The organism is Marinilactibacillus sp. GCM10026970, assembly GCF_042660675.1.
Lineage (GTDB): Bacteria > Bacillota > Bacilli > Lactobacillales > Carnobacteriaceae_A > Marinilactibacillus.
In genome coordinates this window covers 16,166-37,571 of record NZ_JBHSUL010000010.1, presented here as the reverse complement: position 1 = coordinate 37,571, position 21,406 = coordinate 16,166, and the positions used below count along the sequence as shown (strand labels likewise).

General features: G+C 36.4%; 19 protein-coding genes and 1 pseudogene. 16 read left to right on the top strand and 4 right to left on the bottom strand.

Annotated elements, in window-relative coordinates; translation table 11 throughout:
* Nucleotides 1–21: 21 nt before the first annotated feature.
* From ACFP65_RS03770 to ACFP65_RS03755, 4 genes and pseudogenes are all read left to right on the top strand, one after another.
* Complete coding sequence (locus tag ACFP65_RS03770; protein WP_379916026.1) at nt 22–765, top strand: hypothetical protein; 744 nt, start codon at nt 22–24, stop codon at nt 763–765.
* 46 nt (nt 766–811) lie between these two features.
* A complete protein-coding gene (locus ACFP65_RS03765; RefSeq protein ID WP_379916024.1) occupies nt 812–1,642 on the top strand; it encodes an exodeoxyribonuclease III in 831 nt (276 codons plus the stop codon).
* Nucleotides 1,643–1,858: 216 nt separating this feature from the next.
* A pseudogene (locus ACFP65_RS03760) lies at nt 1,859–2,568 on the top strand (TIGR00266 family protein).
* Between the two features lie 175 nt (nt 2,569–2,743).
* The gene (locus ACFP65_RS03755) at nt 2,744–3,478 is read left to right on the top strand and encodes an alpha/beta hydrolase (RefSeq protein WP_379916022.1); all 735 of its coding nucleotides are present in this window, start codon (nt 2,744–2,746) and stop codon (nt 3,476–3,478) included.
* Nucleotides 3,479–3,524: 46 nt separating this feature from the next.
* Here ACFP65_RS03755 and ACFP65_RS03750 read toward each other — a convergent pair whose 3' ends face one another.
* Together ACFP65_RS03750 and ACFP65_RS03745 are read right to left on the bottom strand one after the other, a co-directional pair.
* Entirely contained in the window at nt 3,525–3,677 is a 153-nt protein-coding gene (locus ACFP65_RS03750) for a lmo0937 family membrane protein (RefSeq protein ID WP_379916020.1), read from the bottom strand.
* A 92-nt stretch (nt 3,678–3,769) separates the two neighbouring features.
* On the bottom strand, nt 3,770–4,768 hold the full coding sequence (locus tag ACFP65_RS03745; RefSeq protein ID WP_379916018.1) for an EAL domain-containing protein: 999 nt from the start codon (nt 4,766–4,768) through the stop codon (nt 3,770–3,772).
* A 159-nt stretch (nt 4,769–4,927) separates the two neighbouring features.
* Between ACFP65_RS03745 and ACFP65_RS03740 the strand changes: the two genes are divergently transcribed.
* The 5 genes from ACFP65_RS03740 (at nt 4,928) to ACFP65_RS03720 (ending at nt 9,967) form a co-directional block, all read left to right on the top strand.
* Nucleotides 4,928–5,536, top strand: coding sequence for a hypothetical protein (locus ACFP65_RS03740; protein ID WP_379916016.1), 609 nt, complete (start codon nt 4,928–4,930; stop codon nt 5,534–5,536).
* Nucleotides 5,537–5,740: 204 nt separating this feature from the next.
* Nucleotides 5,741–7,000, top strand: coding sequence for a UV DNA damage repair endonuclease UvsE (uvsE, locus tag ACFP65_RS03735; RefSeq protein ID WP_379916014.1), 1,260 nt, complete (start codon nt 5,741–5,743; stop codon nt 6,998–7,000).
* A gap of 31 nt (nt 7,001–7,031) precedes the next feature.
* A complete protein-coding gene (locus ACFP65_RS03730; RefSeq protein ID WP_379916012.1) occupies nt 7,032–7,766 on the top strand; it encodes a TspO/MBR family protein in 735 nt (244 codons plus the stop codon).
* A gap of 154 nt (nt 7,767–7,920) precedes the next feature.
* A complete protein-coding gene (locus ACFP65_RS03725; protein WP_379916010.1) occupies nt 7,921–8,919 on the top strand; it encodes a YeiH family protein in 999 nt (332 codons plus the stop codon).
* A 121-nt stretch (nt 8,920–9,040) separates the two neighbouring features.
* On the top strand, nt 9,041–9,967 hold the full coding sequence (locus tag ACFP65_RS03720; RefSeq protein ID WP_379916008.1) for a 2-dehydropantoate 2-reductase: 927 nt from the start codon (nt 9,041–9,043) through the stop codon (nt 9,965–9,967).
* Nucleotides 9,968–10,015: 48 nt separating this feature from the next.
* Here the strand turns inward: ACFP65_RS03720 and ACFP65_RS03715 are convergent, their stop codons facing one another.
* Nucleotides 10,016–11,197 carry an amidohydrolase gene (locus tag ACFP65_RS03715; protein WP_379916006.1) on the bottom strand — a complete coding sequence of 394 codons (1,182 nt, stop codon included), beginning with the start codon at nt 11,195–11,197 and terminating at the stop codon, nt 10,016–10,018.
* 258 nt (nt 11,198–11,455) lie between these two features.
* Here ACFP65_RS03715 and ACFP65_RS03710 point away from each other — a divergent pair, with 258 nt between their 5' ends.
* From ACFP65_RS03710 to ACFP65_RS03680, 7 genes are all read left to right on the top strand, one after another.
* The gene (locus ACFP65_RS03710) at nt 11,456–12,511 is read left to right on the top strand and encodes an ABC transporter ATP-binding protein (RefSeq protein ID WP_379916004.1); all 1,056 of its coding nucleotides are present in this window, start codon (nt 11,456–11,458) and stop codon (nt 12,509–12,511) included.
* Nucleotides 12,508–13,398 (top strand): carbohydrate ABC transporter permease, encoded by an 891-nt coding sequence (locus tag ACFP65_RS03705; RefSeq protein WP_379916002.1) that lies wholly within the window; start codon nt 12,508–12,510, stop codon nt 13,396–13,398. The genes ACFP65_RS03710 and ACFP65_RS03705 overlap by 4 nt, the downstream gene beginning before the upstream one ends.
* Before the next feature lie 161 nt (nt 13,399–13,559).
* Nucleotides 13,560–14,321 carry a carbohydrate ABC transporter permease gene (locus tag ACFP65_RS03700; RefSeq protein WP_379916055.1) on the top strand — a complete coding sequence of 254 codons (762 nt, stop codon included), beginning with the start codon at nt 13,560–13,562 and terminating at the stop codon, nt 14,319–14,321.
* A 78-nt stretch (nt 14,322–14,399) separates the two neighbouring features.
* A complete protein-coding gene (locus ACFP65_RS03695) occupies nt 14,400–15,734 on the top strand; it encodes an ABC transporter substrate-binding protein (RefSeq protein ID WP_379916000.1) in 1,335 nt (444 codons plus the stop codon).
* A 48-nt stretch (nt 15,735–15,782) separates the two neighbouring features.
* On the top strand, nt 15,783–17,084 hold the full coding sequence (locus ACFP65_RS03690) for an MBL fold metallo-hydrolase (protein WP_379915998.1): 1,302 nt from the start codon (nt 15,783–15,785) through the stop codon (nt 17,082–17,084).
* Nucleotides 17,085–17,129: 45 nt separating this feature from the next.
* A complete protein-coding gene (locus ACFP65_RS03685; protein WP_379915996.1) occupies nt 17,130–18,686 on the top strand; it encodes a bifunctional metallophosphatase/5'-nucleotidase in 1,557 nt (518 codons plus the stop codon).
* Nucleotides 18,687–18,884: 198 nt separating this feature from the next.
* On the top strand, nt 18,885–20,231 hold the full coding sequence (locus ACFP65_RS03680; protein ID WP_379915994.1) for a DUF6612 family protein: 1,347 nt from the start codon (nt 18,885–18,887) through the stop codon (nt 20,229–20,231).
* Nucleotides 20,232–20,329: 98 nt separating this feature from the next.
* Here ACFP65_RS03680 and ACFP65_RS03675 read toward each other — a convergent pair whose 3' ends face one another.
* Nucleotides 20,330–21,217, bottom strand: a complete 888-nt coding sequence (locus ACFP65_RS03675) for a cation diffusion facilitator family transporter (protein ID WP_379915992.1) — start codon at nt 21,215–21,217, stop codon at nt 20,330–20,332.
* Between the last annotated feature and the right edge of the window lie 189 nt (nt 21,218–21,406).

Sequence of the window (21,406 nt, the reverse complement as noted above, 5' to 3'; positions counted from 1 at the left end):
ATACTAGATGAAGTAAGGAGAGTGGAAATAACGAGAAGAACGAGAGATGTTTTTTACATTAGTGCTAATAGTAGTGAGCAATATTACATCTATTATGGTATGGAATTTCATGAATTTATTAGACATGTCCCTATTGAGCTTGATAATATATTAGTAACAGATGGAAAATATACAACGAATCACTATAATAGAAATATGCTTTTGGAAACAGCTATGGGCAAAGAAGAAATCGTTGAGCTTTCAAAAGAGGATATTTATGGGTTAGGGAATTTCCATTGGATGGATTACGCTAGTGAAAATAGTCTAGATCATTGTACACCTCAAGAAAAAGCAGAAATACTTTATTTATCTCATTTCGGAAAACCTATAAATTCGCCTTTTTTTGACCGTTTAGATAATCAATTCACTTATCTTGCTCACGATGACGGATGGTTCTGCAAATTGTATTGTAAAGAGATGTCAGTCTTTAAGGAAATAATAGCTAATAAAATGATCGCTGAATTTTCTACCAATAAGAGAAGAAAGATATACCCGATGGATGAAAGTATTAAAAGCCAGCTTTTAGAATTAACAAACCAAGGACTATTAATAGATTTTTCTAACATTTATAGAGATAATAAAGAAATCAGTCTTCATTATTATGTGGTAGGTCACTATCAAAATATGGATGAGATGTATCATGATCTTGAACGAAATAAGCAGACAGCAAAAACTAAAGGGTATATTGAGCATAAGAACAAGAAGTGGACTATCCATCAGCAGTGACAACCTATTAAAAGTTATGAATAAAACGATTTAAAGGAGAATAACAGTGAAATTAATTACATGGAATATGGATTCATTAAATGCGACGCTGACAAGTGATTCAGCAAGAGCAGTATTATCAAGAGAAGTGTTAAAGACTATAATAAAACAAGAACCTGATGTTATCGCTATACAGGAAACGAAATTACCGAGAACAGGACCGTCTAAAAAACATGCAGAACTATTAGAGGGTTTTTTCCCGGATTACAATTATGTCTGGCGCATTTCCGAAGAACCTGCGAGAAAAAGTTATGCTGGAACCATGTTTTTATACAAAAATCACTTAGATCCTATTGTGACGTATCCTAAAATCGATGCACCGGATACAATGGACGCAGAAGGTCGGATGATTACTTTAGAATTTGATACATTTTATGTTACTCAAGTTTACACCCCTAATTCTGGCTCGGAACTAGTCCGTCTAAAAGAGCGTCAAATTTGGGATAAAAAGTATGCGGAATACTTAGCTAGTTTGGATGAAAAGAAACCAGTCCTTGCTACAGGAGACTTCAATGTGGCACATAAAGAAATTGATTTGGCGAATCCAAATAATAATCGTCGATCAGCTGGGTTCACGGATGAGGAGCGAGAAGGCTTTACAAAACTTTTAAATAAAGGATTTACGGATACTTTCCGTTATGTACATGGAGATGTAACTGGACAATACTCATGGTGGAATCAGCGTGTGAAGACAAGTAAAGTGAATAACTCAGGCTGGAGAATTGATTACTGGCTGGTTAGTGATAGAGTAGCTGAAAAAGTTCAGAAATCTGATATCATCGATTCTGGAATACGTCAAGATCACACACCACTTTTACTTGAAATAGAATTAGATTAATCAACTATACGAGTTTATAAACATTAAGCTTACCCTAAATCTATTTGAATAAAGAAATCTAGTTTAAGACATTAATACTAAAATACAACAGTCAAGGTTGCGTAACTTATGATTGTTGTATTTTTTAATTCCTTAAACATTAACTAGACTACTTTTGGGCGTACACATTTGCACTCGCCAAAATATAAATTGTAAAGATTTCTGTCAAAGGATATAATGACTTCAATCATTGAAATGAAGGAGAATAGAATAATGAAATTTGAGATTGAAGGAAAGTACCCAGCGCTTAGATGTACGCTATATCGTGGAGAAACGATTATAACGAGTTCAGGTAATATGTCTTGGATGACACAAGGCTTTGAACTCGAAACATCAAGTCGAGGAGGACTTTTTAAAGGATTTACTCGAGCGATAACTGGAGAAGGTATGTTTCAAAACATTTATAGAGCAGTAAATGATCAACAAGAAATTGTTTTTCGGCATCACTACCTGGAGAAATTGTTCATATTGAAATGAACGGTCAGATTATCATGGCTCAGAAAAGTGCTTTTCTGGCATCTACTGAATATGTGAATTTTGAAGTAGCACTAACTAAAAAGTTTTCCGCTGGTTTAATGGGTGGAGAAGGATTTGTCTTGCAAAAATTCTCAGGTAAGGGAGAATTGTTTTTAGAGGCGGACGGTTCTCTAATTGACTATCAATTAAAGCATGGGGAGACTTTGTTAGTTGATCAGGGACATGTATTCATGTTCGATGAAAGCATTACATATTCCATTGAAATAGTAAAAGGGCTAAAAAATATGATGTTCGGAGGAGAAGGCGCCTTTTTGGTCAAGCTCGTTGGACCCGGAAAAGTGACCTTACAAACGATGCCCATTAGTACACTTGCTTCACAAATTATTCCTTATGTTCCTTCTAATCAATAATCTAATAGTATAAATAGTTTGAAATCTATCCGATAAGATATTAAAAAAATAGTAGTTGAAATGAACAGTGCAGAGCCCTGCTACTTGTTCATTTTTTTGCGAAATTTAAAAAGACAAAAATAGAAATAGATGTTATGATAAAAGAACTGAATTTATAATAGAAAGAAGTAGTCGTATGAAATCTTGGATAAAAGATCATTGGAAAAAGATTATTGTTTCTTTTCTACTCATCACCTTACTACTTGTAGGCGGAATGTTAACTTACGTCCAAAGTGTTACTTATTCTGCCATGCCGGAAGCAGTAGCTCTACTTGAAGATGAGGCAGTTAAGACTGATGGAAATGTGATTGTAATAGAGCCTGATGAAGCGCTCGGAAATATTGTATTGTATCAAGGCGGTCTTGTTGAGAAAGAAGCTTATTTACCATTAGCTAAGGCATTAAGTGAAAGTGGATACCGCGTATTTATACCGCAAATGCCTCTGAATCTTGCTATACTAGGCATTAATCGTTTTGAAGATATTATAGAAGCGTATCCTTCTGAATTGCCTTGGTGGATAGGTGGACATTCTTTAGGAGGAACGAGTGCTTTGCTTTACGCGGTTGATCACCTAGATGATGTAGATGGTGCATTTCTGTTAGCCTCTTATCCTAGTGATGGAGCTGATTTGTCCCAAGTTGATATACCGGTCGTGTCATTCTTCGCAACGAATGATGAAGTTATCAATCAGGAACGATATGAAGAGTCTAAAGCACTTCTTCCAGATCAAACAGAGTATGAGGTCATAGAAGGTGGAAACCACTCCAACTTTGGATATTACGGCTTTCAAGATGGAGATGGTGAAAGCACGAATACACGACAAGAACAATTAGAGCAAGTGAGTGATTACTTTCAAAAAATAGCAAAATAAAAAACAGGAATCCTAGGATTCCTGTTTTTTATTTATCAGGTAACGACTACCTGGTATTGTTTTTACGACCAGTAATCATGTTGAAGATAAATACAATTAGTGCAATAACTAGTAAGAAGTGAATAAGTGAACCAGCAATGTTAAATACTAGACCTAACACCCAAAATAATAATAGCAAACCAATTAAAGTCCAAATCATGAATAACAACTCCTTTGTGATTTCTTACATTAAGTATAACAGGTTCGAAGTAAAATCAATAATGATATGAACATTGGGTAGATTCTTATAACTTAAGTAAGTGGGATTTTATTTGCCAACAAAGGCTCGTCTTCCGGTTTACCAAATAAATATCCTTGGAATAACTGATATCCTTGAGTTTTCAGCCACTCAAAATCCTCGTACGTCTCAATTCCTTCAGCTAGAGGTATAGAGCCGATTTTGTCCGCCTTTTCAAGAAATAAACGTGCAATAGCCTGCTTCTCTAAGTCAGTTGCGACCCCTTGAGCATAAATCATATCGAGCTTCATATAAGGAGGAGTGAGTTCTTCTAAAACATCTAATGTATTGTATCCAGCGCCCACATCATCTAATGCATAAGAAAATCCATGGGTGTGGTAATACGTTAGAATAGACTTTAAATGCATCAAATCTTCTACTTTCTCAGTTTCGACAACTTCAAATACGATTCTTTTAGGATCAACCTTCAGACGTTTAGCAATTAGTGTGGTCGTTCTTAAGCAATGTTCGGGAGCATAAATAGCTGTAGGAATAAAGTTAATAAAAACCTTTAAATGATCATCAAGACGATTGATTTGTTTAACGGCATTGATTCGACAGATTCGATCTAAAGCAAATGTTCTTCCTCGAGCTTTGGCAGCAGGGAAGATTTGATTCGGATAAATTGGCTGGCCTTCGTCATCTTTAAATCTGGCAAGCATCTCATAACCATAAATCGTTCCATTGCTCGTAATAATAGGTTGGAAATGCATAGTTAAATGATGTTCATTAATGATTGAATCGATCCATGCAGCGTCTACATATTCGTGAAACTCTTCGATAGATTTCCATTCCAACTGATTTACTTTAAACTGAATGCCTTTTGTGAGTCCCATTTCGTATAAGAAATCATACAAATCGATGGCACCAGATTCATCTGTAATTAAATTTGAGTTATGAATTTCATAGTCGTAACCAGAACGATAAAAGTGTTCATCCACGAGAGTTAAAAGTGAATCTTCTAAGCGGAAAGTGATTTTTTGTCCAAAAGTGGAGCAGTTTTTACAGACCATATTTTTCCTCCGAAATCGAGTTAATTGATTTAAATATCATATCACATGTATGATATTTAAAATAGAGAATAAATTAAGTAGTAACCAGTATATCTTACTGGTATAATAGCATACAGCTTAAGAATTTATCTCAGTTTAATTATAAAAGGAGTAGTAATTTTGCGAATAATTAATCATAAAGAAGTAGAATCTTTGAAAAAACAGTTGATAGATATACAAACAGATTCAGATGACTTCTATTCTAAAACGGTGCATAGACTCTTAGATGTTTTCTCTCATACCTTAAATATGGAAGAAGCTCATAATATCTCATTTGCTTTTGAGGACCTGTATTTAAAATACGAAAATAAATATCTTTTGTTATTTAAAGAATTATATAATCAATCACCTGATCAATCGATTATTATTGAAATGCCCTACAATGAAATCAGCGAGCAGATGCATTTAGCTGTTTTGGATCAAGTAGACCGCTTTGAACAGTTTCAATGGATAAAGTTATTGAAACAAACAGACGAGAAAACGGTCTCTCATTTTTTTGAAATTGAATCGTTTGAAGAGTTGAAACTCATGTATCAGATCAATTCCAGAGAAGTGTTCTTCTGTAATATCCATTTCAAAGAACTTGGATTTTCGCTTCGTGGACATTTTGATAGAAGTATGGAAGTATTTTTTGAATCAGAAAAAATTATTAAATGGCTTACAGGTATAGTCGAAAAAAATGGACTGTTTTTGAGAAAGTATCCAGAGGAATTGGAACGTGGGTTGTAAAGAAATGACTATATAAGTCAGACTGGTTGAAGGGGATAAAATATAAAATGGCTTTTTTAGCCTAAACGACGATAGGAAAAAAGAAGCTCAAACCGAATAAGTTTAGAAAAACAATAAATTAATGTAGGATAGTATTAGAAGGGCAAATGGTCTGTATGATACTATTTTTTTTATACAATCAACGAGTAAAGGAGAGAACGTCAATTGAGTATTGGTTATCCCTGTATTACAGTCGGAGTAGCAGACACTAAACAGAAGACTTGTAGAAAAGCGAGTGCTACTGAAGAACACTTAAGTTCTCTCATCGAGCATAACCTTACAGCTCTTAAGCATATTATAGAATTCAATGGACACCATCAGATTCGACTTTTTAGAATTAGCTCTGATATCATACCATTTGCTTCTGATAAAGAAGTAAATACACTGAACTGGTCAGAACAATTTTTTGATCAATTCCAGGAACTAGGACAATTAATTAGTCAGTACAAAATGAGAGTTTCCATGCATCCTGGTCAGTATACCGTACTGAATTCGCCAGATGAAGATGTTGTTAAAAGAGCCATTGCTGATCTTGAATATCATACGCTTTTTCTAGACAGTCTTGGTGTTGATTCAAGTAGTAAATTGATTTTACACGTCGGGGGTGTTTATGGAGATAAAGGATCAGCTATGGACCGTTTTGTTGAAGTTTACAATTCTTTGAGTGAGAATATAAAAGATCGACTAGTTATTGAAAATGACGATCGTTCTTATACGATTGAAGAGGTATTAACGATTAGCGAAAGAACCGGCGCACCAGCTGTGTATGATAATCTGCATAATGCTATCAACTCGAGTGATGATTCTAAATCAGACGCTCATTGGATAAAAAAAGCTAAACAGACATGGAAGACTAGAGACGGTAGGCAAAAAACCCATTATTCACAACAACAGATGAATAATCGAACAGGTTCTCATTCTAAATTTATCGCAATAGATGAATTTATGAAGTATTACAGCGAAGTAGAAGAGTTAGATATCGATATTATGCTGGAAGTAAAAGATAAAAATCTCTCTGCCGTCAAATGTGTCCTTGCAACCACTAAAAATGGTGACATCAAAGATCTATATGATGAGTGGAATCGATACAAATACGTTGTGCTCGAACGTTCTCAAGACATATACGAAAGTATTCAATCTTTACTACAAAATCAGTCATCCTACCCCGTTATTCCTTTTTATCGTCTCATTGAGGCCGCCCTTGATGAAGAGCCGACAAGTACAACAGGCACAAATGCTGCAAATCAGGTGTGGGGTTATATAGAAAATAGCGCAACGGAAAAAGAACAAGATAAATATCGGAAATTGGTTCAAGAAGTGAAAAATGAAGAGAGTACATTAAAAAAATTGAAAACTTATCTGAAAAAATTGATCAAAAAATACGATCAACAGGATATTCTTGATTCTCTTTATTTCGAATTCTAAGGTTATAAAAAATAGTTAAAGGAGAGAGAATATGTCAAAAAATAAAAAGTTTGGAATACTTTATTTAGTTGTTTTTGCAGTAATGATATTTTTAAATTATTGGTCCGCGACTGATGTAGGTTCCACCGCTGATGACCAGCAAGCATTAATTCAGCCAGCAGGATTTGCCTTTTCTATCTGGGGACTCATTTATTTGAGTGTATTGATTTGGATTGTTAGATTATTTTTCATCAAGCAATTTGAAGGAACAATCTATGATAAAGTTAAAGTTTGGTTATTGTTGAACTTTGCTTTAAATGGGACATGGATCATTATGTTTACTGGAGATCAAATCGGATTATCGACAGTTGTTATCGTAGGATTGCTCTTAACACTAGTGATGATTTACCGTACGATTTCAAAAATTAGATACAACTTTTTTGATCGATTCCCGTTTTCTATTTACTTTGCATGGGTTACTGTCGCAACAATTGTCAACATTTTTACGTGGGCAGTATCATCTGATATTCAAGAAATCTTAGGTTTAAATGAATTGAACTGGACGTTGATTCTACTAGTTGTTGCAACGGTACTATGTGTATACATTTCGTTAAAATATACAGATTGGTTGTATCCATTAGTCTTCATCTGGTCATTTACTGGCATCATTGTTGAAAATACCCAATCCACGATTATCTTGTTTGCAGGTGTTTGTATTGCTGTTCAAGCAATTAGTGCAAGCTATACTGCCTATAAAGCGTATAAAACTGAAAGGGTTCATGCCTAAATAGAAGTTGTCATGAAAAAGACCGATTTAGGTCTTTTTTTATGGAATCGCTAAATATAGTAGTGTGTAAACGAACCAAAAATCCTTTTCAAATACAATTTAAAAAATATGTTAAAATAAATAAGTGAAAATTTTATAGAATCAGGTGTAGAAAATGAAAAAAGTATTACCAGGATTTGTATTAACATTACTCATTGCGCTAATAGCTATGTGGGTGGAAGCTGTTTTACCTGTACACATTATTGGCTCAGCGGTACTGGCTATGTTTTTAGGTATTCTACTCAGACCATACGCTCAAAAGTCAGCAGTGATCCAACCAGGTATACAATTTACAGCTAAGAAAATTCTGAAATTTGCAATTGTACTTCTGGGTGCTTCATTGAATTTGAATATCGTCTTGGAAGTTGGAGGACAAACGCTGATTATTTTATTTTTTACGCTATTAACGGCTTTTGGCGGGGGAGCCTTACTCGCAAAATGGATGGGGATCAACTCGAAGTTGTCTAATATGATCGCAGCGGGTACCGGTATTTGTGGTGGTTCAGCTATAGCAGCGATGTCACCAGTCATTGAAGCAGAAGATAAAGACGTTTCTTATGCAATCTCTGCGACCTTCTTATTCGATATGGTTATGATTGTGCTATATCCAATTATGGGACGGGTACTTTCATTAAGCGATACGGTTTTTGGATACTGGAGTGGGACTTCTGTAAATGATACTTCCAGTGTAGTGGCGACGAGTTTTGCCTTTTCAGAAGCAGCTGGAGAAATTGCAACTATGGTTAAATTGACTAGAACATTGGCAATTATTCCTACTGTACTCATATTCTCGTATATTTATTTCAAAAAAAATCAGTCGCCCTCAACAGGTAAGAAAAAGGTTAAGCTGACTCAGCTATTTCCTTGGTTCATTATATTCTTCGTTGGGATGGCTACATTGAACAGTATAGGACTGATTTCTCCTTCTCAAATAGACTTATTAAAAGGGGTTAGTCGTTTCTTGATGGTAGCTTCATTAGCAGCGATTGGTTTAAAAACAGATATCAAAGCAATCAGACAGACAGGTGTTAAACCTTTTATCTTCGCCAATGTATTATCCCTTCTTGTAGTAGTCGTTTCTATTACAGTGATTTTAATCCAAAGCACGATGTAAAACATTCGATAAAAACGTATTTATAAAATCTACTTAACCTATTTCAGTACAAGGAATACATTTTCTCGTATGTGCTATAATAGTTAAGTAGTTTTTTTAGAAAGTTTAGGAGTGAATGATTATGAAAATGGCAATAGCCGGAAGTGGCGCTATGGGTAGTCGTTTTGGATTTATGTTACACAAAGCAGGAAATGACGTTATATTAATCGACAAATGGAAAGAACATATTGAAACCATTAGAGAAAATGGGTTGACCGTAAATTATAATGGAACAGAAGAAGTCGTTGATATTCCCATTTATTATCCAGACCAAGTTACCGATCAAGTAGATGTGGTTTTCTTGTTTACAAAAGCGATGTTCTTAGGAGAAATGCTTGAAGATATCCAGCCTATTATTGGAGAAGATACAAAAGTCGTTTGTCTATTGAATGGTATTGGACACGAAATGGTCATGAAAGAATATGTTGCTTTGAAAAATATTTTGATTGGGGTTACCATCTGGACTGCAGGCCTTAAGGGACCAGGGAAAATTGAACTAGAAGGAACAGGTTCAACTGAAATTCAGAACTTTTTACCGGGTGGGGAAGAAAAAGCAAAAGAAATCGTGGCTGTTTTGAAAGAAGCAGGATTAAACGGTATCTACAGTGAAAATGTTAAATTCTCAATATGGAGAAAAGCTTGTGTAAATGGTGTTCTGAACGCGACTTGCTCTCTTCTAGATACAACACTTGGAGAAATGTTCAAGACGGAAGAAGCCCTTTCCGTCACCAATAAAATTGTGAAAGAATTTGTTGAAGTAGCTAAGAAACAAGATGTCCTGTTAGACTTTGACGAAACAGTCGCGTATATTGTCAAAACTGCAGAGGAATTAGGACATCACTATCCGTCTATGCATCAAGATTTGATTCAACATAATAGACGCACAGAGATTGACTTTATTAACGGTGCGGTTGCAAGACTAGCTAATGAATATGGTGTAGACGCACCTATCAATGCCTTGATTACAGACTTCATTCATATAAAAGAAAAAGTATTGAAAGTGAATTAATCAATATAAAAAAGAACGGAGAGAATTTTCTCCGTTCTTTTTTTGTGGTTAAAAGTCTGATTGATTCAAGTAAGTTAATGCATATTGGGCATAGAGTTCTGCGCCAACTTTCATAGCTTCTTCATCCACGTTGAAACGACCGTGGTGATGTGCCCAGCAAGTATCTTTTGCTTCATTTCCAGCACCCACTAAAGCAAAGGCTCCAGGGCTTTCCGTCATGTAGTAACCAAAATCTTCTGCACCCATGGTAGGTGGTTCTTCCCTTATAACGTCTTTTCCGAAAGCTTCAGCAGCAGTAGATTGAACCAAGAGTGCTGAACGACTTTCATTAACAACGGGTTCCGTTTTTCGATCGTATTCTACTTCTACGTTTCCTCCAAATAATTGAGCAATCTGCTCAGCGTATTGCTTTAATGCATATTCAATTTTATCTCTGGTAGTATGATCGAAGGTTCGCACCGTTCCTTCAAGTAAAGCATTTTCTGCAATAACATTGAATCGACTGCCGACTTCCATTTTTCCAATAGTCACAACAGCTGGATGCAAAGGATCGATTTCTCTTGAGACAATCGATTGGATGGTTGATACAAATTGTGACGCCATAACAGCCGCATCTACTGTTTGGTGTGGCATTGCTGCATGACCACCTTTACCTTTAAAACGAACGGTTAATAAATCAGCCGCAGCAAAAGAGGGGCCAGGAGGACAAGAAACTTTACCAGATTCCAGTTCAGACCAGATATGAATGCCAAAAACATTATCGATACCATCTGTTACCCCTTGCTCAACCATCTTGCGAGCACCTTCAGCGATTTCTTCGGCTGGTTGAAACAATAAACGAATGGTTCCTTGAATATCTGCTTTGATTTCATTTAGTGCTGAAGCAGCGGACAAAAGCATTGCAGTATGAGCATCGTGGCCGCAAGCATGCATTTTTGACGCAACAGTTGAAGTATAAGGTAGATGTGTATTCAATTCTTCAACCGGTAGAGCATCCATGTCTGCTCTTAACAAAATCGTCTTACCAGGTAGATCTCCTTTGATCTCTGCAAGAATACCTGTAGGATCCATCTTTTTGTAAGAAATCCCAAGTGCATCTAAACGAGCAGCTACTCGTTTTGTCGTTTCAAATTCTTCGAAAGCAATTTCCGGATACATATGTAGCTCTCTGCGGAAATCAATCAATTCTTGTTCGTGACTCGTAATATATTCTTTAATCAGCTGATTCATAACGACTGTTTCTCTCCTTCTCAGTAAAGCTTACCGCCTATTGTCTTATAAACTTCCTTTAAAATCAAGTACCGTTAGACGAATTGGCCAAGTGCGTCCATAACATATTTTAAGAAGGAAAGCAAAAACATAAAATTGACGAGATGTATACATTCTATTTACCTAGCATTAACAAGCGTGTGATAGACTGCAATTGTGTCAAAATGATACAGTAAAATACTATGAAACATAATTAATAAATAAAGGAGTGAGTACTTCGTGCAAGTGCGCTTTGAAAATGTTCAAATGTCATATGGAGATAAGAATGTGTTAAATCATATCAACTTTAACATTCCCGAAGGTAAACTGGTTTCCATACTGGGTCCTAGCGGTTGTGGCAAATCGACGACATTAATGCTGATATCCGGACTAACTTTTCCTTCTAGCGGGAAGATACTATTTGGAGATAAAGAAGTAACGAAATTAGATGCGGTAAAAAGAAAAGTAGGAATGGTTTTTCAGAATTATGCTTTATATCCCCATCTATCCGTGTTAGAAAATATTATGTTTCCCTTGAAGATGGAAAAAATGCCTAAAAAGGAAAGAGAAGCAAGGGCTCTTGAATTAGCAGAGTTGGTTCAAATCCTAGATCATGTACACAAGAAACCAAAACAGTTATCAGGTGGACAACAGCAGCGTGTAGCAATAGCCAGAGCTTTGGCGAAAGAACCGTCTATTTTACTTATGGATGAACCTTTATCCAACCTTGATGCAAGACTGCGGATAGAAATGAGAGAAGAGATTCGTAGAATTCAGCAAGAAACAGGGGTTACAACGATATTTGTTACTCATGACCAAGAAGAAGCTTTAAGCATTTCGGACGAAGTAATGGTATTGAATGAAGGAGCGATTCAACAATACAGTGACCCTATAACTCTTTACAATAAACCAAACAATCAATTTGTTGCGCAATTTCTTGGGACACCGCTTATCAATATGATCAATTTAAATCAAGGCAGAGAAATTTTAGATTGGATACCGATTTCTGATGAAACGAATACGCAAATTAAAAAAATTGGTATTCGTGCAGAAGATATTCTTGCGACAGAAGACCCACACAAAGCCTTGTTTTCAGGAATTGTTCGACATGTTGCTCGAGTAGGAAAAGATATAACTGTCTATATCAAAGATGGAGAAAATGAAATAGTTGCAACAGATTTGGATACTATTCCAGAAGAAGGGGAGCAGCTATACTTAACAGCTAGTGCGGATAAGATTCACTTTTTTAATAGAGAAGGAGGAATCGTTCTCGTCAAGGAGGTTTCGACAGTATGATCGATAAGCCGACTTTTAAAAGTTCTTTTAAAGCCTTTTTTTATTTATTACCGATGATGGTTATTATCGCTACGTTTAATTTATATCCTATTGGACGTTCATTTCTAATGAGTTTTTATACAGATTTCAATATTTTCACCCAAGCAGTAAATAGTTACGGATTGGATAATTTTTTTACGATTTTTAATGATTCCAATTTCTGGTTAGCTATTAGAAATACGTTCATTTTTGTGCTTGGAGTCGTTCCAATGTCCATTATTTTGTCATTAACGATTGCAATTTTACTCAAGCAAGTCCGTTTTCTTTCGGGATTTTTCCGTTCGATTTACTTTTTACCTTTTGTTACAAGTACAGTAGCCATTTCGATTGTGTGGAATTGGATTTATCATAGCCGATTTGGATTGATGAATTATGCACTCAGTTTCCTCGGAATCGATCCAATAGCCTTTATTACTGATCCGAATTTTTCAATGTTAGCTTTAGTGATCTTAGCAATTTGGAAAGGTTTAGGGTTCAATATCATTTTGTTTTTAGTTGGATTAAATTCAATTGATGAAAATTATTATTCAGCTGCAAAAATTGACGGTGCTAAAGGTTGGCAACGATTCACCAATATCACAATCCCGCTTTTAGGACCAACTATGTTCTTAGTTTCCGTCATGGGAGTCATCAATAGCTTTAAAGTATTTGATGAAGTTTTTGCATTATTTCAAAGTAGACCAGGTCCTGCTGGTTCTGCATTAACAGTCGTTTATTATATTTTCCAGAAGTTTTATCAGGAAAGTCAGTACGGTATCGCAGCAGCAGCAGGAATCGTTTTGTTCCTAATTATTTTACTGTTCACATTGATTCAAATGGCTTTTAATAAAAAGTTTGTTCATTACTAAGGATAGGAGATCAATTGATGGAAGAATTGAAAGAAAAAGATCGTCTATTTTTTATGAAATGGACGAAAGTTAAAAAAACAAAAGAAATTGAATTTGTCACTAGTGGAGAAAGAGGAACGAAACTAGCCGCATATTTTCTGCTATCTATTGGTGCTTTTACAATGCTGATTCCTTTTTTATGGATGGTTTCGACTTCTTTGAAATCTCCGGCAGAAGCTGTTTCAATGCCGCCAGTCTGGATTCCTCAAATATTACGGATTGAAAATTATTTAAAAGCCTTTGAGGTAGCGCCGTTCGGTAGATACTTTTTAAATAGTCTATGGATCACATCGCTGTCGACAATAGGCGAATTGTTCACAACGATACTAGCAGCATTTGCTTTTTCGAAGATGCATTTTTACGGAAAAAATGTCTTGTTTACGATTCTGATTGCTACGATGATGGTGCCGGGAGAATTATTGATTATTCCCAATTACTTAACGATATCGAGAATGGGTTTGATGAATACATACACTGCCATGATTCTACCCTATGTAGCTAGTGTATTTTCTGTCTTTATGTTGAAGCAGAATTTCGAATCCGTACCAAACGAACTTTACTATGCTGCGAAAGTTGATGGCAGTAGTGACTTTAAGTTTTTATGGAAGATTATGGTTCCTTTATCTAAGTCAGCTATCGTAGCCGTGACAATTTTAAAAATTATTGGTAGTTGGAACGCTTTCATGTGGCCGTTGATTGTAACAAATGACCGCTTATTAAGACCTTTACCAGTAGGTCTACAGGCTTTCACAACAGAGGCAGGAACGCAATATGAATTGCTGATGGCCGCGTCGGCGATTGTAGTTGCACCAATGGTCGTCATTTATCTATTCTTGCAGCGCTATATCATTATGGGTGTATCCAAAAGTGGACTCAAAGGCTAGTTCCTTCCGCGATACTTCATTCGAAAAATTACTTATAGATTTATGAAATATAAAAAAGTATAAAAGGAGATTCAAACGATGAAGAACAATAAAAGATTTTTGAAAATAGGTACAGGCATCTTAACAGCTAGCGCATTATTACTTACTGCATGCAACAATGAAGCAGCTAGTGAAGATACTGGAAACAGTACATCTGATAATACGAGTAATAATTCTAGCGAAACAGTAGAAATCACTTTCTGGCATGCGATGAACGGTCCTCATCAAGAAGCTGTTACAGCATTAACGGAAGCCTTCAATGAGTCGCAAGATCAATACAAGGTAGTTGAACAAAACCAAGGTGGATATGATGAGCTAAACCAAGCAATTACGGGAGCCGGAGTAGCGGGGAATCTGCCTACAATGTCTCAATTAACACTAACGGATGTACCTGAATTGGCGACAAACGACCTATTACTTCCTTTATCTGATGAATTTTTAATTGAAAAAGGATTTCAAGAAGAAATTTTAGATGATATTTACGACGGATTCAAAGAATCTTCTATTTTTAACGAACAAAGATACGCGATGCCTTTTTCTAAATCAACTCGTTTAATGTTTGTAAATGAAGATATATTAGATGAGTATGATGTAGAAGTTCCTGAATCTTGGGATGATATCCGCTCATTAGGTGAGATGATGGTAGAAGCTGGAGACGACCGTGTTGCTATGGGACTCGAAAACGGTTTTGATATGGAATTTGAAACAATGGCTCGTCAGAATGGGACGGACTTTATCAATGGAGAAACACTGGAAGTCGGCATTGATTCAACTGAAAGTGTGGAAGCTTTAACATTCTTGAGTGAAATGCTTGAAGAAGGATATGCTCGTACAGCAGGAGAAGATGGATACTTCTCAGGTCCATTTGGACGTGGGGAATCGGCACTTTATATTGGATCTTCTGCTGGTTTAGCACACGTTGCACCAGTAGCAGATGAAAATGGCATTCAATGGGGAACAGCTGAAGTACCATCTTTCAACGACACTCAATTAACGATGTTCGCTGGTAATGATATTGGACTTTATAGTTCAGCAAGTGAGGAAGAGCAAGCAGGGTACGTTTCTTATATCAATTTCTTATTACAACCAGAGAATACTGCTCAATGGGCAATGGAAACTGGATATGTACCGATTGTTGAATCCGCACTGGAAGTACCAGAATATGCTTCATTCTTAGAAGAGGACCCGCGTAATGAAGCTGCCAACAATATGTTGAGCTATGGAATCACTTCTCCTGTATTTGCTGGTTATGGCGAGTATCGAAATGCGTTAACAGATGCAATGGAAGAAATCTCAATCAGTAATGGTGATCCTCAAACTGTACTGGAAAACTTACAGTCTGAAACAGAATCCATTATTGAAGCGAACAATTAAAAAAACAACTAGAACTGAATTATAAATAGAATAGGATGGATTTCAATTATGGCATCATACCGCTTTTGGAATGGATTAAAAACCATTGGAGGAAACATTGTCGAAATCCGCACAGATAAAGCCAGAGTCCTTTGTGACTTTGGCTTAACTGTTGCCGGACAGACACCCGAAAAAGAGACTCAAAAATCAGAATTAGAACTCTTCGTACAATCCAACAGTTTACCTGCTGTTCAAGGACTATATGATACAAGCTTATTTCAAGATACAAAATTAGAATCTAGATCTGAAGAGACAATAGACACAGCTATTTTCATTTCTCACCTTCATCTTGATCACATGGGTGGGCTACGGTTCTTACCAGCTCAAACTAAAGTTTATCTTTCACATGAAGCTTACAAACTATATAATGAACTTATTAAAGTTGAAGAAGACCGAGCGATTGAATGCGAACTGATTCCTTTCGATTTTGATCAGAAGATTCAAATTGAGGATATCACAGTATTGCCTAAACATAGTGACCATGATACAGTAGGATGTAGCGCATTCTTTATCGAGACACCCACTTTAAAATTGATTCATTCAGGAGACTTCAGACTTTCGGGCATTCATCCTGAAAGAGTCTTGAATTGGGCAGAAGAAGCGAAAAGTTGGAAGCCTGATGTTCTGTTAATTGAAGGAACCTCATATAGTTTTGAAGAAGAAAGTGAAAAAGGTAATCAGAAACCTTTGGATGAGGCTACGCTGTTGAACGAATTAAAAGACCTTCTGGCTATGAATACGGAAGAGCTCTTTGTGATTAATCCGTATATCAGAAATGTCGAGAGACTAAAAGCAATTGATGAGACTGCTAGAGAACAAAAAAGAGTCATGGTCTGGGAACCGGAATATGCTTCGCTTTTGCATGCATTCTACCCAGAAGAGAAATGGACGGTGCTAGGAGAAAATACAGAAGATCATCTCGAGAATTATACTCTAGAGGAAGTATCTATTCATACCATCTCACAGCAACCATACGCATATGTTTTACAAAATAGCTTTAAAAATATTCAATTACTTGAATCTATGAAAAAAGTGATTTATTTACACAGTAATGGAGAACCTCTTGGAGAATATGACGAGAGGTTTGCGGAACTCAAAAACTTTTTAGAAATTAAAGGATTTGAGTTTCTGTCTTTAGGAGCAAGTGGTCATGCATCAAAAGAAGATTTGCTTAAAGTAGCTAAAATCGTCAATGCTCGTTTGACTATTCCTTGGCATACTTTTAATCCTGAGAGGTTTTGCCAAGACTTAAGGTCAAATGAGTTGAACGCCATCGTTCCAGAGTACGAAACGATTTATCAAAGAGAATAAAAAAGCTCAACACGAGCTTTTTATACATAGATTGGAGACAGTATGATGAAGTTAACCATTTTTGAAACAAGTGATATTCACGGGTACTTGTTCCCGACAGATTATCAAAAAAGAGGGCAAGAATTAGGATTTGGGCTGTTCAAATTAGCAAATGTCTTGAAACAGCAAATGGAATCTGCAGAAGGGCCTTCTGTTTTGATTGAAAATGGTGATTTTATTCAAGGATCTCCGCTCAGCTTTTTTGTACTCAAAGAAAAAGGAGACGCAAATTCTTTAATGGAGTCAATTAACGACTTACCATACGATGCTGGTGTCATAGGAAACCACGAATTCAATTACGGCTTAGACTATCTCCACTCGGCGGTCAAAGCAGCGAAACACCCAGTGTTAGCTGCCAATATTTTAAACGAAGACAAGAAAGCTGCTTTTGGAGAGCCGTACATTTTAATAGAAAAAGAAGGCGTGAACATTGCCATTCTAGGTTTAACCACTCAGTATATCCCTCACTGGGAGCATCCAGAAAACTACGCAGGGTTAACGTTTAAATCGGCTCTGGAAACTGCAAAAGAATATGTTCCAAAACTTAGAAAACTAGCGGATATCGTTATCGTGAGTTATCACGGAGGTTTTGAAAAGGATATTGATTCTGGAAAAGAAACCGAAATTCAGACGGGAGAAAATGAAGGGTACGGACTACTGACTGAAGTAGAGGGTATAGATGTCTTGCTTACTGGACATCAGCATAGAGTGATTGCTCAAAAGAAAAACGGTATACCGACTGTGATGCCAGGTCATAAAGGAAGTTTCCTTGGAAAAGTGACATTAGATCTTGAACAGGAAAATGGAAAGTGGATCGTAAAAGATTCCCTTCCAGAACTGATTAAAGTTACAGAGGAAACACCGGTAGAGTGCTCGCTTGCGCGTAAGCATGAGGAATTGAATCAAGAAGTAGAAGACTGGCTAGATCAGCCAATTGGCAAGGTTCAAGGAGATATGACAATCAAGGATGTAGAGAAAGCACGTAGAGAAGAACATCCTTATGTTGAATTTATCCAAAAAGTACAGATGTACTATGCAGAATGCGACATTTCTGGGACAGCTTTATTTAATAATGAAAGCAGTGGATTTAATCCTCAAGTGACTATGAGAGACGTTGTCACGAATTATATTTTTCCTAACACATTAGCAGTACTAGAAGTAACAGGAGATGATTTGAAGAAAGCCATCGAACAATCCGCAGAGTATTTTGTACTGAATGATCAGGGAGAAATTGATGTGAATCCAGAATTTGTAGAACCTAAACCGCAAATGTACAATTATGATATGTACGAAGGAATAGAGTATACGGTGAAAGTGTCGAAACCTTTTGGAGAAAGAGTCACAGAGTTTAAATATAAAGGGCGCGCTATTCAACCTGAAGATAAACTTCGGGTTGTGATCAATCAATACCGAGCAGTAGGTGGTGGAGATTATGCCATGTTTGATGCTTCTAAAATCATTCGTGAAGTAACGATTCCAATGAATGAATTGATTGGTAACTACTTCAAGGAAATGGGTACAGTAGAAGCAACGGCAAACCACAACTTTAAAGTTATAAAATAAAGATAAAAAGCAGATCTCTTCAAAGAGGTCTGCTTTTTTAACAAATTAAAGATAGCGTTCAATGGAATCAAAGAGGCTTGTAGCTACTAAAGAATCAAATCTATATCGATTGCTTATTAATTAAAAGAAGAGGTATGATAAATTCGTTATAATAGGCTTCAAAGTAGTAGGATTACTTTAAGGAAGAGGGGGAGTATTTTGAAAAGTAAAAAGATGGGTGAAATGGTTTTATTTATTGGAGGCGCTTTATTTCTTGTAGGGTGTGGAGAGCCTAGTGCAAGTCAGACTTTAGACGAAAGCATAGATGCTTACAATAATTTAGAGAGTTATACACAGTCTGTTGACCAAACCGTTGTAGTTGAAAACCAAGAAAATTCAGAAGAACTGAATATTAAGATAGATTCAACATTAACAATCGATACATATGCACTAGAACAAGTCATTAGTGATAGGGTAACAGAAGGGAACACGACAATCAGATATGTCAACGATGTCTTTTATCTAGAAGATCCGGTAAGTGGTTGGATTGAATTAGGAGATGAAGGAGAAGAACTGTTATCTGATTTGATTGAAGGCATTGTTCAAGAGGATGCTGAAAAGATCTTTTTCGATACAGCATTTCTGGAAACAATGAAAGAATACGAGGATGATATTGAATTCGAAGAAGAAACAAGTCACTATAATATGAAGTTAATATTAGAAGGCGAGGAGGCAAACAATTTCGTAGCTTCGGCAGTTATGGAAAATAATGTCGAATTTGAAACATTGTTTTCAGATGAAAATATGGTCATTACAACCCAAAGTATAGAAATCGATCTGCAGATGAACAAAGAAACCAAGTATCTTTCAAACCAGAGCATAAAAATGCAAGGTGACATTGAAGGGGCTGCAGATATGGTCATAAGCTTTACTCAAGACATTCAGGTTGCGTATGATCAATACAATGAAGTTGCAGAGATTGAAGTTCCTCAAGATGCTATTGAGTTATCTGAACTAACTGGTGAGACGGAAGAGGAGGAAGGCTTTGTGGATTTGGAAGAAGAGGGGGCTGAAGCAGACTTGTCATCACAACCAGGAGTTTTAGCCACAGGTGAAGGATCTGAAGAAGGCGCGGAAGACTTGTATATCTCTATTCCACCGATTTATCAAGATACTCCGTATGCGGGCACACTGTCTAGTCTAGAAAATAGTATACCAGGGTTTAATACGATGACACCTGGTGGATCAGCTATGATGATCTGGTCAGCTTTGGCAACCCAAGAAGAAGATCAATGGATTGCTTGGTTTGTCGTTGTAAACCGCTTAGGTATGGATATCAAAAATATTGATACTACGTTCTCATTCGAAAACGAAATGGGTGAAGTACTTGTTGAAGATTATTCTATTCAATTATCTGAAGAAGAGTACGGGGTCATAGGAAACGGGGCAATTGTGCCATTTCAAGTCATGATCCCTGAAGAGTCTCAAGAAGACTTTATGGATGTGCTGACTTATATTCACGCATGGCCGGTCGTTGATACTTTTGAGTATGAAGTCATGGAATAAATCTGTTTAGAAGAATTAAGATCAGTAGTCTTATAGTCAAAAAGCGTCTCTCTACTGGAAGTTTCCTGTAAAGAGATGCTTTTTATAGTGTTACTGATTTAACTAATCCACTTGTTAATCGTATCCGGCTCAACATGAACGTCTACATGCATAACATCGAAGTCGTTAAATAACAGTTCTTCTATTTTTTCCGTTACATCGTGTCCTTCTTGAACAGACATATTGGCATCGACAAGAATTGTAATATCTACATAGATGTTCGTACCATAATGGCGTGCCTTCAACGATTCAATACTATGAATTTCTGGAAGTTGTTTAACAGCTTTTTCGTAATTATCTAGCTCATCTTCATGAAAACCATCTGACAGTGAAAAGGTACTTTCTCTAAATACCTCAACACCTGTTTTAAGAATGATCAGAGATACGATTAATGCCATCACACCGTCAATCCAAGCCCAACCTAAAGCGGAAGCAAGAATAGCGACTGCTGTAGCCAAGCTGGTCAACGAATCTGCGAGGTTGTCTTTAGCGACAGCAGCAAGTCCACTCGATTTCACTTTTTTCGACAAGTTTAAGTTATACCTGTAAACAAAGAACATTACAACGGTACCAATCAAAGAAGCGATAGCAGCTAATCTATTAGGAGGAACCACTTCCCCAGACAATAATCGAATAACCGTAGATTGTAGTACTTGAAACCCCACAAACAACATTGCAAAAGATGTAATTAAGCTGGCAATAGGTTCAGCCTTCCAATGCCCGTAAGGATGATTAGAGTCCGCTGGCTTTCTAGCAGCTCGCAGACCGATTAGAATAGTGACAGAAGAAATGACATCTGTTAAGTTATTGAACCCATCTGCACTGAGCGCAGAAGATCTGAATGTAAATCCAATAAATAATTTCAAAGTAGCCATAAAAATATATACAACAATACTGACTCTGGCACCACGTTCGGCAGAACGAATCCGATCAAAACGATTTTCCATATAAATCCCTCTTCGTTTTCAATTTATTTCATTTAAGACAATGATTTTAGTTAGGTAAAACTTTTGTTTTTAGCATGACTATCATCGTACTGTTAATTTTAAGTTATTTCAATAAGAAGTACTTTAGTCTAAGAATATCTTTAGTTTATAACAAATCAAAAAATCAAGTTTAGGAGCAACAAAAAGATC

What these genes read in the sequence shown, in the direction of transcription:
- ACFP65_RS03755 (WP_379916022.1), top strand. Translation starts at nt 2,744, where the DNA reads ATGAAATCTTGGATAAAAGATCATTGGAAAAAGATTATTGTTTCTTTT.
- ACFP65_RS03750 (WP_379916020.1), bottom strand. Translation starts at nt 3,677, where the DNA reads ATGATTTGGACTTTAATTGGTTTGCTATTATTATTTTGGGTGTTAGGT.
- ACFP65_RS03745 (WP_379916018.1), bottom strand. Translation starts at nt 4,768, where the DNA reads ATGGTCTGTAAAAACTGCTCCACTTTTGGACAAAAAATCACTTTCCGC.
- ACFP65_RS03730 (WP_379916012.1), top strand. Translation starts at nt 7,032, where the DNA reads ATGTCAAAAAATAAAAAGTTTGGAATACTTTATTTAGTTGTTTTTGCA.
- ACFP65_RS03725 (WP_379916010.1), top strand. Translation starts at nt 7,921, where the DNA reads ATGAAAAAAGTATTACCAGGATTTGTATTAACATTACTCATTGCGCTA.
- ACFP65_RS03720 (WP_379916008.1), top strand. Translation starts at nt 9,041, where the DNA reads ATGAAAATGGCAATAGCCGGAAGTGGCGCTATGGGTAGTCGTTTTGGA.
- ACFP65_RS03715 (WP_379916006.1), bottom strand. Translation starts at nt 11,197, where the DNA reads ATGAATCAGCTGATTAAAGAATATATTACGAGTCACGAACAAGAATTG.
- ACFP65_RS03705 (WP_379916002.1), top strand. Translation starts at nt 12,508, where the DNA reads ATGATCGATAAGCCGACTTTTAAAAGTTCTTTTAAAGCCTTTTTTTAT.
- ACFP65_RS03700 (WP_379916055.1), top strand. Translation starts at nt 13,560, where the DNA reads ATGCTGATTCCTTTTTTATGGATGGTTTCGACTTCTTTGAAATCTCCG.
- ACFP65_RS03695 (WP_379916000.1), top strand. Translation starts at nt 14,400, where the DNA reads ATGAAGAACAATAAAAGATTTTTGAAAATAGGTACAGGCATCTTAACA.
- ACFP65_RS03690 (WP_379915998.1), top strand. Translation starts at nt 15,783, where the DNA reads ATGGCATCATACCGCTTTTGGAATGGATTAAAAACCATTGGAGGAAAC.
- ACFP65_RS03685 (WP_379915996.1), top strand. Translation starts at nt 17,130, where the DNA reads ATGAAGTTAACCATTTTTGAAACAAGTGATATTCACGGGTACTTGTTC.
- ACFP65_RS03675 (WP_379915992.1), bottom strand. Translation starts at nt 21,217, where the DNA reads ATGGAAAATCGTTTTGATCGGATTCGTTCTGCCGAACGTGGTGCCAGA.